This is a genomic window from Altererythrobacter xiamenensis (assembly GCF_900177715.1).
Lineage (GTDB): Bacteria > Pseudomonadota > Alphaproteobacteria > Sphingomonadales > Sphingomonadaceae > Erythrobacter > Erythrobacter xiamenensis.
The window spans coordinates 807,501-820,012 of sequence record NZ_FXWG01000001.1 but is presented as its reverse complement, the minus strand read 5'-3'; the positions used below and the strand labels follow the sequence as shown (position 1 = coordinate 820,012).

Genomic DNA, 12,512 nt, shown 5'->3' with positions numbered 1-12,512 from the left:
GCAGCTTTCCCACTCAACAAGTCTCGCTAGGTCCGCTTTCCACCCATCAGGAGCCGCTTGCACCGGGTCAGTGATGTGCCAGCAGCGGACCGGCTCCTAACGACCCGATTACGGACTCTAGCTGTATCACGCTTTCGGGAGGGCGTTCTTGTCAATCCTCAGGCTCTCAAGCCATTGATTCGGACGCCCCGCGTAGGAATCCCGGAGCCGTTCTTCTACGTGCTCCGCGTCCCATATAGCGGCGCACTCAAGTCCATCGCATTCAATCAATGATGCGGGTCGTTCCCATCCGGTATTCGCGAACGCTGAGTGGTGGACCGATAGTGCTCCGGTGATTGCATCCTGCTTGTAGAAGTATGGCTCCGCTGCGTTTTCAGCAGCCAGCGGCGCGTTACCGAGCACATGCCAACGGCCTTTCTTGATAGCGTCGTTATGAACCCAGATACGGAACCACACTGGTAGGTCGATTGCCTGCTCCGGCGGCAGCGCTTCGGTGAAGAAACCGCCGAAGAAGACCACAAGTGGCTCGTCGGCTACTTGAGCATAGGACTGTATCCCGTCACCTAAATCGATCTTCAGGATGTCACCGATGCGTCGTCTGATTCGCTTACTTGGCATGACCTTGGCTAACTCGAACCAGCGTGTAATCGCAATGTCCGCTTTCTACCATCTCACGACGGTTTCACCGAGCTAACGCTGTGCCAAGAGCAGACTTTCGGCTAACGAGCCGATTACGGACTTTGAATGTGAACTTTCGGGGCCACCCGGCTGGCTGAGATCGATCCTATGTTTGGCGGTGTCAAAAGCCTCCGGAATCGATGCGAAGTTACCTTCGCGCACTTCATAAAGCTCCATTCGTCGGACCAAACTCGCCTTTAATCGACAGGTTATGTGCGGGCTCAACACTCCGACTATGTCGAGCACATGATACGAAACCTTCTCACCATCCTAGTCGGACTGGGCGCAGTTCCCTTGCACGCTGAAGTCCTCGAAGTTCGAGGCGACCGCGTTTTCGTTACCGTCGTTGTCGAAGGAAAAGAGGTGGAAGCCCTTTTAGACAGCGGTGCCGAAGTGACCATCTTCGATACTAATACGGGCGACGCTCTCGGCCTAACGGGCGGAACTGAAGTAGAGGCGCGAGGAACAGGCGCCAAAACAGTACGAGCTTCACTCGTGGAGAACATCACTTTGAACGCTCTAGGTCGTAATGTTAATATACCGGTGGCCGCGGTAATGGATCTCTCGGACGTCGGCTCGCGCCTATTGAATGCTCCCTTGCCAATGGTCCTTGGCAGGGAAATCTTCGACGCTGGCCGTATTGCGGTCGATATCGAAGGAGGCCGTATCGATTGGGTGGAACGAGACACGCAACCTCTGGGAAAAGCGCTCGATCTCTCGCCTTCACATGGCATTGAGACCATCCCTGTAGAATTTGGCCCCCTTGGACAGTTGCGGGCGGACTTTGACCTAGGCAACGGCTCAGGCTTGCTGATCTCATCGAAATTGGCGACTGACCTCGACCTTTCGCCAGTAGGCTTCGAACCCGCAGGGGGCATCGGCGGTTCGTTGCTGCGCGCCGTTGTTATCGTTCCAGAAGTCACCTTGGCCGGCCGCACCTTTTACGACGTGCGTGCTCACGTTTCTTCGGACCTCCAGGTACCTGCCAATGTCGGCGTAAGTCTGCTGCGCCACTTTATGATCGTGACAGACTTTCCCGAAAAGCGCGTCTGGCTGATTGATCGCCGCCGCCAAACAACGACGACGGACGTGTCTGCGTCCCCGCACGGAGGGCGCATCGAGACCTCTCCGGGGCCGGTCAGCCAATGGTATCGCGTGGCCGGTAAGCCTTCGGACACACCCATCGTGCTGCTTCACGGTGGGCCTGGCCAAGGCAGCCAGACCTTTCAAGCGTCGATCGGCCCAGAGCTGGAGAAGTTTACCACCGTCGTCTATTTCGACCAGCGCGGCTCGGGACGCTCAGACCGGCCGAGCAATCCGGACCTCTACTCCATTCCAATCTTGGTTTCTGATCTGGACGAACTCTTGGACACGATTGGTGCAGACCAAGCCATTCTCCTCGGGCACAGCTTCGGGAGTGTTCTTGCCCTTGAATACGCCGCCAAGCAGCCTGACCGGGTTGCAGGGCTAGTCCTGACGGGAGCGATACCCGACATGCCAGAAGCGCTCCAAGCGCTTTGCAAGCGGCTCGAGAGCGAAGATCCCGATGCGTATCGGCGAAGCATCTCAATGGTCGATGGCACACAGAAATGTGAGCCCTTCGCAGCTTATGACGATAAGCAAAGGAAAGACTGGATCGAGCAAGCGATGTTCCCGAACCCCACAGTCGCTAGGCAGGTCGAGGAGTGGGACAATATCGACGGTCTCGGGAACACCGGCGAACTCGGCAATGCGCTTTGGAGCAAGGGATTGATGAGCTACCGTTTCGAGGCAGCCGAGCGTCTCTCGATGCCGGTGCTCTTCATCGATGGCGCGCTCGACCACCAGACCGCGATCGAGCCGCAGCAAGAGCTGGTGTCAAAAATTGTTGCCGGCGATCTGCTTTCCTATGAACGGTCAGGGCATTTCCCATTTCTCGATGAGCCGTTCCGGTTCGCTAATGATGTGCAGGCTTTTCTGGACCGAGTGGAAGCATCACCGAAATAGTTTTCCGGTGATAATGTCTACCGCCGTTATTAGCAGCCGATACTAACGTACAGGTTCGGCCCTACATTTGACAGACTGCTTTGCTCGAGTTTCCAGTAGCACGGTCTCAACGAACATAACTTTGACCGATCCATTTGGTCGAGCAACGTGAGAATCGCCCTTTTCTAACAACATAATGTCACCGGCAGCCATAAACTCGACACGCTCATCTGTACTGCCAAACTCTCGAACAAGCATCTGGAGTTCACCATCGAGCACCATGAAAAGCTCTTGGCCCTCATTCTCGTGCCACTCGAATGAACTCTCGATACGACGGAACTTGATGGTGGCGTTCTCAAAATTAGGAAACTGAAAGCCGTGCGAGTCGGCCGCTCTCTCAAGCTGATTGCCGTGAAACATCTTCATGGAGGTAGCCTTAATCTCCGACTAATGACTAGGCGAGCGAAACCGTCATAATTTGCCGCCCAAATGATGCCGCTCTGCCTGTCCGCTTTCCACCCAGTGGCGGAAGTTCCGCTTACGAGTGCGGCGCCAGTCCGATCTCGACGCCCGTCTTGTCGGTCATCGCGAACTTGTCGAACAGGTCGGTGCTGGTCCGGTCACTTCAGTCGACGGGCAATTCTTCGACGTTACCCATCGGGTCGATTGCAAAGATCGTCCCGTAATCGTCTTCGGTTAATCGAGGAGCCGGATAGCCGCCAAAGCGTTCGACCAGATCGGGAACGGTGTTGCTGTGGCCTACGACGAGCACCGAGCCATCGATAGCAGAAACCGAGGCGACCAGGGCTTCGGGGTTGCGAGCGTCGTACTCTGTAATCGCAACGCCAATCCTGTTGGATAGAGGCGCGGCGGTTTCCCTGGCTCGCCGGGTTGGCGTCGCGAAAGTCGCCAGGATCCCTTCGTCCTCCAACATATCTGCCAGGCGTTCCGCTGCAGCAGCGCCCTCTTTGTTGAGCGGCGGATCGTCACCTTGCGCTTTGTGCAAATGCCTTATGACGAAGATTGTTTTCTCGTTTGTGGTCGGGGCGCTCGTTCCGGAATGATCGAGCGTAGATGGAACTGCGCATGCTCCCAGCATGGCTGCTGCAATCAGCACCAATCCTCGCCATGTCTTCATCGAACCCTCCCTCAATCTGCGCGAGCACGCTTCGCCCCGAAGCTTGAGCAACAAATCCGAGACTGGCAAGTCCGCTCAAGGGTGCGGGGCCAGTCCGATCTCGACGCCCGTCTTGTCGGTCAGCGCGAACTTGTCGAACAGGTCGGTGCTGGCCCGGTTGAGCCCGCGCACCTGAACGCTGCGTCCGTTGCGGCGCATCCGCTCGACCACCTTGTCGAGCGCACCGATGGCCGAAATGTCCCAGAAATGCGCCTTGCGCACGTCGATTATCACGTGGTCCGCCGGATCGGGCTGGGTGCTCTCCGGGCCGAGCGCCGCTTCGAAGCGGTCGACGCTGGCGAAAAAGATTTGCCCCTTGGCGCGGTAGATCGCGGTATTGCCTTCGCGTTCGCGCACCACCTCGAACATGGTCATCACCTTGTGGGTGAAGAACACGCCCGACAGGATCACGCCTGCGAGCACGCCCAGCGCGAGGTTATGCGTGGTGACGACGACCAGGACGGTCGAGAGCATGACGACGCTCGACTGCCACGGATGCTTGCCGAGATTGGGGATCGAGTTCCAGCTGAAAGTCCCGATCGAAACCATGATCATGATCGCGACCAGCGCGGGCATGGGGACCTGGCCGACCAGCGGGCCGAGCACGGCGAGCAGCACCAGCAGCGTCACGCCGGCGGCGAGCGAGGACAGTCTGCCGCGGCCGCCGCTCGTCACGTTGATGACCGACTGGCCGATCATCGCACAGCCGCCCATTCCGCCGAACAATGCGGCGACGATATTGGCGCCGCCTTGCCCGGCGCACTCGCGGCGTTTGTTCGATCCGGTGTGCGTCATGTCGTCGACGATCTGCGCCGTCAGCAAACTTTCGAGCAGGCCGACAGCCGCCATGGTCAAGGAGTAGGGCGCGATGATCTGCAGCGTCTCCCAGGTGAGCGGTACATCGGGCAGCGCGAAATAGGGCAGGCCTTCGGGCAGAGCGCCCATGTCGGCGACGCGATTGACCGGCAGGTCGAGATAGATGGTGAGCGCGCTCAGCACGATGATCGCGATCAGCGGGCTTGGCACGGCGGTCGTGAGCTTGGGAATGAGGTAGATCATCGCAAGGCCGGCCGCGACCATGGCGTAGGTCATCCAGCCGATATTGGGCTGGGTGAAGTCGAGCTGCGGCAGCTGCGCCGTGAAGATCAGGATTGCGAGCGCGTTGACGAAGCCGGTGATGACCGAACGGCTGACGAACTGCATCAGCAGGTCGAGCCGCAACACCGCTGCAATCGCCTGGAAGATACCCATCAATATCGTCGCGGCGAAAAGATACTCCACCCCGTAATCGCGCACCAGTGGTACCACAACGACGGCCACCGCCGCAGTTGCGGCACTGATCATGCCGGGCCGCCCGCCTGTGAAGGCGATCACGATCGCGATCGCGACCGAGGCATAGAGCCCGACGCGCGGATCGACGCCTGCGATGATCGAGAAACCGATCGCTTCGGGGATGAGGGCGAGCGCGACAACGATGCCGGCGAGCACGTCGGCGCGAATATTGGAAAACCAGCCGTTGGCCGGTTGGGCGGCTTGGGTCATGACAAGGCCTTGCGGGATTGTATTGCGGATGATGCGCGGCGCGAGGCTCACGACTATGCGCTGCGTCCTTTGGCCTATTGTGCAGTGCAGCGCAACCGGCAGATCCCGTGAACGGTCAAGGTATTTGGTCGATTTCTATCGCGCTTTTACCGGATTTGCGGGCTTTCGACTTGCCGGGACGCCGGTGAACCGCTCTATTCCCATTGAAATTGCTCGCAATTCAAGGGGACGACATTCAATGATCCGCAATCTGATGACCGGCTGCGCTGCCGCCGCGCTACTCGTTTCAACGCCAGCGCTGGCCGACAATCACGAGGCGAGCGGTCCCGCGCTCACCGCCCCGGAAATCCAGTTCGAGCGCTGGACGCTCGACAATGGCTTGCAGATCATCGCGATCCCCGACAGCAGCACCGGGACCGTGACGACATCGATGTGGTACGAGGTCGGCTCGAAGCTCGATCCCGAAGGGCGCAGCGGATTCGCGCATCTCTTCGAGCACATCCTCAGCCGCAAGACGCGCAACATGCCCTACAACATGATCTACGGGCTCACCGCCGACGTCGGCGGCACGCGCAATGCCTCGAACAGCCCGGACCGGACCAATTATTACGAGACGGTTCCGGCGGAATATCTCGAAGCGATGCTGTGGACCCACCGCGAGCGCATGGCCTTTCCGGTGATCGACCAGGAGGTGTTCGACAAGGAACGCGACGTCGTGAAGGAAGAACTGCGCCAACGTGTGCTCGCGCCGCCCTACGGCCGCTTCCAGCGCTTCGTCCTGCCGGAATCGGCCTATGACATCTCGCCCTATCGCCGGCCCGGTATCGGCAGCATCGAGGACCTCGATTCCGCCACGCTGGACGATGCGCGCGCCTTCTACCAGGCCTATTACGGGCCCGACACGGCGACCCTGATCGTCGCTGGCAATTTCGAGATGGATGCGCTGCGTTCGCTCGTCGACGATTATTTCGCAGATATTCCGCGCCGCGCCGATCCGGTCGATGTGTCGATCGATTTCGAGGCGCCAGAGCGGACGGAACCGCGTGTCGTGAATGCGACTGCGCCCAATGTGCCGCTGCCGCTGGTCGGCACCGTCTGGAAACTCCCCTCGATCGACCATCCCGACGCGCCCGCTCTCGAAGTGATGGATGCGATCATGGCGCGCGGCGACAACAGCCGCATGCATGAAGCGCTGGTCCGTACCGGCAAGGCAGTGCAGGCGGTACATTTCGCCGACCTGTCCGAAGAGGGGGGCATGCTCGCGCAGTTCGCAGTCACCAATCCGACTGCCGATGCCGAGGAAGTCGCCGCGATCCTGATCGCAGAGCGCCAGCGCATGCGCGATGAACCCGTGACCGAGGCCGAACTCGCCGAAGCGAAGAGCGAGCTCATCGCCAGTTCGCTGCGCCGACGCGAGACCGCGCGTGGTCGCGCCTTCGAACTGGGTGAGGCGTTGGTCCAGACCGGAGACCCGGCGGCTGCCGATCGCCGGCTCGCTGCGATTGCCGCCGTGACGGTAGGAGACGTCCAGCGCGTTGCACGCACCTATTACAACGAGAATGCGCGCACCGACATAACCTATACAGCCGGCGAAGATGATCCTTCGAAATATGCCAATCCGGTGCCGATGCCGACATTCCGCTCACTGCCCGATGCGACCGGTGAGCCGTTGTCGGTGGCACCGGATGGTCAGCGCGAGCCCGTACCCGGTCCGGGCGAACGACCGGAAGTCGCCAGTGCCCAGATCGTGGAGGCAACGCTCGACAACGGTATCGAGATCGTTGCTGCACAGACCGGCGATGTTCCTATCGCGACCATGACGGTACTGGTGCCGGGCGGTTCGATCAGCGACCCTCGCGAGAAAGCGGGCCTCGCCCAGATGGCCGCGCAGATTGCCGAGCAGGGTGCTGGCGGCATGAGTGCCGCCGAAATTGCGCGCAAGCTTGAAAGTCTCGGCGCGAGCTTCAACGCGACGGCGGGTTCCAAGGGATCCTTCTTCAGCCTGACCGCGCCGACCGCGAATATCGCCGAGGCAGGCGAGGTGCTGGCAGCCATCATGACCGCCGCAGAATACCCGCAAGCCGAGTTCGAGCGCGAGCGCAAACGCGCGGTCGACGCACTGGCCATCACGCTCAAGGACCCGGGCGGTCTGGCAGGGCTTGTCGCGCGACCGGTCCTCTACGGAGATTCGCCCTACGGAACGATCCCCGGCGGTACGCCCGAAAGCCTCGCCTCGCTGACCCGCGAAGACCTGATCGCACACCGCGAAACATGGTGGCGGCCCGAACGTACACAAGTGATCGTCAGCGGCGGGATCGCACCTGAGGATGCGATCGCGTTGACCGAAAATCTGCTTGGCGATTGGCAGGTGGAAACGCCTGCCCCTGCCGATATTGCTGATCCGACCGGGACGGGCGAGCCCGTTCGCACCGTCGTCATCAACCTGCCCGATGCTGGGCAAGCGGCGGTCTATGCCGGAATGCGCGCGCCTTCGCGTACCGATGAAGACTATCATCCGCTTGAGATTGCGAACGCGATTCTCGGCGGCGGCTCGTCGGGCCGCCTTTTCGAGGAAGTGCGGACCAAGCGGTCGATCAGCTATGGCGCGGGAAGCGGCCTCGGCACCGACATCCTCATCGCATCGGCGCAGACGCAGAACTCGACAGCCGACGAAGTGGTCCAAGTCTTCCTCGACGAGTTCGACCGTCTCGGAGATGAGCCCATCTCCGACGATCTGCTCAGCAAGCGTCGCCTCTATCTGAGCGGTGGCTACTCGCGCGCCCTCGAAACCTCGTCCGGCTTTAACAGCATCGTTGCGAACCTGCTGCTCGACGGGCTCGAGCCCGCCGACGCGGCCCGCTACGCCGACAATCTCGCTGCGGTGACGCCAGCGCAGGCGGACGCTGTGGCGGCCGAATATGTCGGATCGGAAAAAGCCACGATCATCGTCGTGGGCAATGCGTCGGAGTTTCTCGATGATCTCAAGGCGATCCGTCCCGATGTCGAGGTGATCGAGGCGGGCGAGATCGACTTCTCGCGCACCGATCTCATGCAGCAGGGGGGCTAGCTATTCGGCCGCCTGGGCGCGGGGGTCTTCCTCGTCATCGCGCTCGGCGGCCTGGCGCGCCCACATTTCGGCATAAAGCCCGCCGCGCTCCAGCAGCTCTGTGTGCCTGCCTTCCTCGGCAAGGCGACCGTGGTCGAGGACGAGGATCTTGTCAGCGTCGGCGATTGTCGAGAGCCGGTGCGCGATCGCGATAGTGGTGCGGCGTTGGGAGACGCGTTTCAGCGTCGAGAGAATGTCCTGCTCGGTTCGGGAATCGAGCGCGCTTGTCGCCTCGTCGAGCAGCAGGATCGGCGGATCCTTGATCAGCGTGCGAGCGATCGCGACGCGCTGTTTCTCGCCTCCGGACAGTTTCAGACCGCGCTCGCCAACCATGGTATCGAAGCCTTGTGGCAGACTCTCGATGAAGGGCAGGATTGCGGCATCCTCGGCAGCGCGGCGCAATTCGGTCTCGGTAACTTCGTCACCAGCGCTGCCAGCACCATAGGCAATGTTGTAGCCGACGCTCTCGTTGAAGAGGACGCTGTCCTGCGGGACGATGCCGATCGCGGCCCGAAGGCTTTCCTGCGTAACGCCTGCAATGTCCTGCCCGTCTATCAGGATTCGCCCGCCCTGCGGATCGTAAAACCGGAACAGCAGCCGTGCGATCGTGCTCTTGCCGGCACCCGATGGTCCGACGATGGCCACGCTTGACCCGGCGGGCACGTCGAAGCTCAGTCCATGGAGGATGGTGCGCCCATCGTCATACTGGAACACCACGTTCTCGAAGGTGATGCGCGCCTCGCTCACGGCGAGGGCGGGTGCGCCGGGAGCGTCGGTGACTTCGACCGAAGTATCCATCAGCTTGAACATCTCGCCCATGTCGACCAGCCCTTGGCGGACGGAACGATAGACGAAGCCCAGCATGTCGAGCGGGCGGAAAAGCTGCAGCAGGTAGGTGTTGACCAGCACCAGATCGCCGGTGGTGAATTGCCCGCGGCTCCAGCCCCAGACGGTGTAGGCCATCGCGCCCGCCATCAGACCGTTGGTGATCAAGGCCTGCGCGATGTTTAGCAGGCCGAGCGAGTTCGAGGTCTTGATCGCCGCTTCGGTGTAGTGGTGCGCGGCCTCCCCGTAGCGCGCCTCTTCGCGCCGTTCGGCCCCGAAGTATTTCACAGTCTCGTAATTGAGCAGCGAGTCGACAGCGCGGTGGAGCGCCTGCCCGTCGAGCTCGTTCATCTCGCGCCTGAGCTTGGTTCGCCATTCGGTGATCCACCGCGTGACAAGGATATAAAGAACCACCGTCACGGCGGTCGCCGCGACGAGCTCCCAACCGAAGTTGATATAGAAAATGACGCCCACGGCGGTCAGTTCGATCACCGTCGGGGCGATGTTGAACATGAGGAAATAAAGCATCGTGTCGATGCTCTTGGTCCCGCGCTCGATCGTTTTTGCGACCTCGCCGGTGCGGCGTTCGAGATGGAAACGCAGGCTGAGGCGGTGGAGCCGGTGAAAGACATCGCGCGCCAGATGGAGAGTGGCGGTCTGGCCGACCCGTTCGAAAGCGATGTTGCGCAGGTTGTCGAAGGCGGTCCCGGTAAAGCGGCCGAGACCGTAGGCGAGCACCAGCGCGATTGCCACGCCCGCAACCTCGGCAGGAGGCTGCGACATCGCATCGACCGCATATTTGTAGGCAAACGGCAGAGCGAGCGTGATCGCCTTGGCGGCAAGCACGAGCAGGATCGACGTGACGATCCGTTGTTTGAGCCCAGCGTCGCCGCGCGGCCAGAGATACGGCAGGAAGCGCCTGATCAGGTGCCAGCCATCGGCCTCTAGCGGGCGGTTATCTCCTGTATCGGGCGGCATTGCGTGCCCATGTGGGCGTGATCAGCCATGGAGGCAAGCTCTCCGCAATGAGGCTTCGCCCGGATTGAAGCCTAGTACCGGCCGCGAGAACGATTCTGCTTGGGCAGATCGAACAGGACCCTTCGCCGTGAAAAGTCGATCGCGATGCGGTCGAACAACCGCAGTTGCCGCATGCCCAGCATCAGGACAGGCTCGTCGGTCAGGCCCAGCGCCTCGAAAGCGGGCGTATCGGCATAGGTGATCGGGATATTGCTCAGTTCCATGTTCTGGATTGTGACGGAGCGGGCGAAAGTGAAATTTCCGATCATGGACACACCGTTGACGTCGGTCGTGAGGATCTCGTGCTCGCGCCGCTGGCGCACGCGATCGCGCAGCGCCATGTTTCCGATGCTGCCCTGAGCACCTGTGTCAATAATCAGGGTGGCCTTCACTCCTTCGACCACGGCGTTCGAAATCAGCAGCTGACCGAGCTTCTCCCGGGCGAGCACCACGATTTCGTATCCGCGGCGGCTCACCTTCTCATGCGTGTCGGCGATGGCAATCGACTCCTCACGGAAGTCGATCAGCACGCGCAAGTCCTGAAGCGTGTCGAGCCCGATAATCCCGTCCGCGCCGACATGATCCTTCATCAGGACCGGCGCTTCGATATCGTAGATCGTGCGGAACCCGAGGCCGAGGCTCTCGACCTCGACCAGGTTTACCTGTTTCCGGCTGGCGGTCCCGACCACCGTGGCCGTACCCGCCGGAGCCAGAGAGAGCTGCGCGTGGACGGCATCGGTGATCGCCGTACCCTGCGAACCCGTGTCGATCATGAAGTGAAACGGACCCGCCCCGTCGATAGTGACGGGAACGGTGTAGCGATTGTGCTGGTCTTCACGGATCGCCAGCACTTCGGTCTGTGCATCGGTGAGGTTGGGCGCGATCGCCTGCTCATCGGCTGTGTCGGAGAGCGGCCCGGCCAGCATGGCAAGCAGCGCGGGCGAGAGCCACAAGGTGTGCATCGTCAGGTTTTCCTCTTCGCGTGGCGGCGACCGAGCCCGCACGCCGCCCTTCTGTCCCCGGGCCAATTTACCACTCTCGCGGCGAAAGCCCAAACGCGGGAGTTTACCTCAATTTGCAGCCGGGTCCGACGAATTGGCTATGGCGCACCAATGCAATCGCGTATCGGGCGCGCATGAACGTGGTGGGCAACGGCATGGACCGCAAAACTTCAGCTTCATCTTCGGCGGTCCGCACGGTCGCTGTCATCGTGCTTGCCCATAACGAGGAGCGCAGGATCGCGGCCTGCCTTGGCTCGCTTCCGTTGGAGGACGAGGCCATCGCGGTCCATGTCGTCGTCAACGGCTCAAGCGATCGCACGGCGGAAATCGCGCGCGGTTTCGCCGGTATCACCGTGCATGACTGGCCCGAGGGCGGGAAGTCGCGCAGCTGGAACCGCATCGTGCTCGATACGCCGGGGGTGGACGCAGACGCCTACGTGTTCGTCGATGGCGATGCCGAGGTCCTTCCCGGCTCGATCGATGCGCTCGTTGGGGCGCTGGCGGAGACGGGTGCGAACGCGGCATCCGGTCTTCCGGCCAATGGTCGCCGGGCCGGGGCCTACCGCGAAGGCATCATGCGCGAACACGGGCTGTTCGGCGATCTCTATGCGCTGAGCGGGAATTTCGTCTCGCGCGTGCGCGCGCGCGGGATTCGTCTTCCCAAAGATCTGATCGGCGATGACGGGCTGATCTGTGCGCTGGCCAAGACCGATCTCGAAGATGAAAGCCACTGGGATGACAGGCGCGTCGAACCCTGCGCCGGGGCAGGATTTCTTTGCGAGCCGATCACTGCCAGCATCTCATCGCTAGCGCTGCAGGCGCGGCGGATGCGCAATTACAGCGTACGTCATTTCCAGAACCGCATCGTCAGCCGCATCATGCGTAGCGAGGGTCCGCAGGCGCTGCCCGAATATCTCGCCACGCTTTATGCAGAGCACCTGCCGACGTTCAGACCGCGGCTGGATCCGCGGTATTACTGGTTCGATCGGCAGGCTCTGACGTCGATGCGGGCGGATGCTCGCCGCGCTGGCGCAGCATAGCCCAGGTCTCTGCCAGGATGTTGGGCCACAGCAGGAAGAGCGCGAGCGCATAGGTCGCAGCGCCGACCGATCCGTGCATGACCAGCTCCAGGAACGGCGAGCTGACCGGCACGAGCCAGTCCAGCGCCATCACCGCTACGACCATCAGGCCGTTGGCGAAC

The 12,512-nt window shown here is 61.4% G+C and carries 10 protein-coding genes (1 of these 10 only partly in view); 3 read left to right on the top strand and 7 right to left on the bottom strand.

Annotation, left to right across the window (positions count from 1 at the left end):
- Nucleotides 1-126: 126 nt before the first annotated feature.
- Nucleotides 127-618, bottom strand: coding sequence for an Imm26 family immunity protein (locus tag CCE89_RS04075; protein WP_086436701.1), 492 nt, complete (start codon nucleotides 616-618; stop codon nucleotides 127-129).
- A 354-nt stretch (nucleotides 619-972) separates the two neighbouring features.
- Between CCE89_RS04075 and CCE89_RS04070 the strand changes: the two genes are divergently transcribed.
- On the top strand, nucleotides 973-2,664 hold the full coding sequence (locus CCE89_RS04070; protein WP_159456576.1) for an alpha/beta fold hydrolase: 1,692 nt from the start codon (nucleotides 973-975) through the stop codon (nucleotides 2,662-2,664).
- Nucleotides 2,665-2,706: 42 nt separating this feature from the next.
- On the opposite strand, the gene CCE89_RS04065 is transcribed toward CCE89_RS04070, so the two are convergent.
- The 3 genes from CCE89_RS04065 to CCE89_RS04055 all read right to left on the bottom strand — a co-directional run bounded on the left by CCE89_RS04065 (nucleotide 2,707) and on the right by CCE89_RS04055 (nucleotide 5,362).
- The gene (locus tag CCE89_RS04065; protein WP_086436699.1) at nucleotides 2,707-3,069 is read right to left on the bottom strand and encodes a cupin domain-containing protein; all 363 of its coding nucleotides are present in this window, start codon (nucleotides 3,067-3,069) and stop codon (nucleotides 2,707-2,709) included.
- A gap of 199 nt (nucleotides 3,070-3,268) precedes the next feature.
- Complete coding sequence (locus CCE89_RS04060; RefSeq protein ID WP_143255953.1) at nucleotides 3,269-3,835, bottom strand: SixA phosphatase family protein; 567 nt, start codon at nucleotides 3,833-3,835, stop codon at nucleotides 3,269-3,271.
- 21 nt (nucleotides 3,836-3,856) lie between these two features.
- Nucleotides 3,857-5,362 carry a SulP family inorganic anion transporter gene (locus tag CCE89_RS04055; protein WP_086437004.1) on the bottom strand — a complete coding sequence of 502 codons (1,506 nt, stop codon included), beginning with the start codon at nucleotides 5,360-5,362 and terminating at the stop codon, nucleotides 3,857-3,859.
- A gap of 238 nt (nucleotides 5,363-5,600) precedes the next feature.
- On the opposite strand from CCE89_RS04055, the gene CCE89_RS04050 reads away from it, so the two are divergent.
- Complete coding sequence (locus CCE89_RS04050; protein ID WP_086436697.1) at nucleotides 5,601-8,429, top strand: M16 family metallopeptidase; 2,829 nt, start codon at nucleotides 5,601-5,603, stop codon at nucleotides 8,427-8,429.
- Here CCE89_RS04050 and CCE89_RS04045 read toward each other — a convergent pair whose 3' ends face one another.
- Both CCE89_RS04045 and CCE89_RS04040 read right to left on the bottom strand, forming a co-directional pair.
- A complete protein-coding gene (locus tag CCE89_RS04045) occupies nucleotides 8,430-10,271 on the bottom strand; it encodes an ABCB family ABC transporter ATP-binding protein/permease (protein WP_086436696.1) in 1,842 nt (613 codons plus the stop codon).
- 71 nt (nucleotides 10,272-10,342) lie between these two features.
- The gene (locus CCE89_RS04040) at nucleotides 10,343-11,338 is read right to left on the bottom strand and encodes a retroviral-like aspartic protease family protein (RefSeq protein ID WP_234989927.1); all 996 of its coding nucleotides are present in this window, start codon (nucleotides 11,336-11,338) and stop codon (nucleotides 10,343-10,345) included.
- A 128-nt stretch (nucleotides 11,339-11,466) separates the two neighbouring features.
- Between CCE89_RS04040 and CCE89_RS04035 the strand changes: the two genes are divergently transcribed.
- Nucleotides 11,467-12,351 carry a glycosyltransferase gene (locus CCE89_RS04035; RefSeq protein ID WP_086437002.1) on the top strand — a complete coding sequence of 295 codons (885 nt, stop codon included), beginning with the start codon at nucleotides 11,467-11,469 and terminating at the stop codon, nucleotides 12,349-12,351.
- Here CCE89_RS04035 and CCE89_RS04030 read toward each other — a convergent pair.
- Nucleotides 12,260-12,512 carry the final stretch of a lipopolysaccharide biosynthesis protein gene (locus CCE89_RS04030; RefSeq protein ID WP_086437001.1) on the bottom strand. 1,277 nt of this gene lie beyond the right edge of the window, so only the last 253 of its 1,530 coding nucleotides appear in the window; its start codon lies off the right edge, out of view; it ends in the stop codon at nucleotides 12,260-12,262. The two genes, CCE89_RS04035 and CCE89_RS04030, sit on opposite strands and share 92 nt — an antisense overlap.

Coding starts and splice junctions, on each gene's coding strand:
- CCE89_RS04075 (WP_086436701.1), bottom strand. CDS start 618: ATGCCAAGTAAGCGAATCAGACGACGCATCGGTGACATCCTGAAGATC.
- CCE89_RS04065 (WP_086436699.1), bottom strand. CDS start 3,069: ATGAAGATGTTTCACGGCAATCAGCTTGAGAGAGCGGCCGACTCGCAC.
- CCE89_RS04055 (WP_086437004.1), bottom strand. CDS start 5,362: ATGACCCAAGCCGCCCAACCGGCCAACGGCTGGTTTTCCAATATTCGC.
- CCE89_RS04050 (WP_086436697.1), top strand. CDS start 5,601: ATGATCCGCAATCTGATGACCGGCTGCGCTGCCGCCGCGCTACTCGTT.
- CCE89_RS04045 (WP_086436696.1), bottom strand. CDS start 10,271: ATGCCGCCCGATACAGGAGATAACCGCCCGCTAGAGGCCGATGGCTGG.
- CCE89_RS04035 (WP_086437002.1), top strand. CDS start 11,467: ATGGACCGCAAAACTTCAGCTTCATCTTCGGCGGTCCGCACGGTCGCT.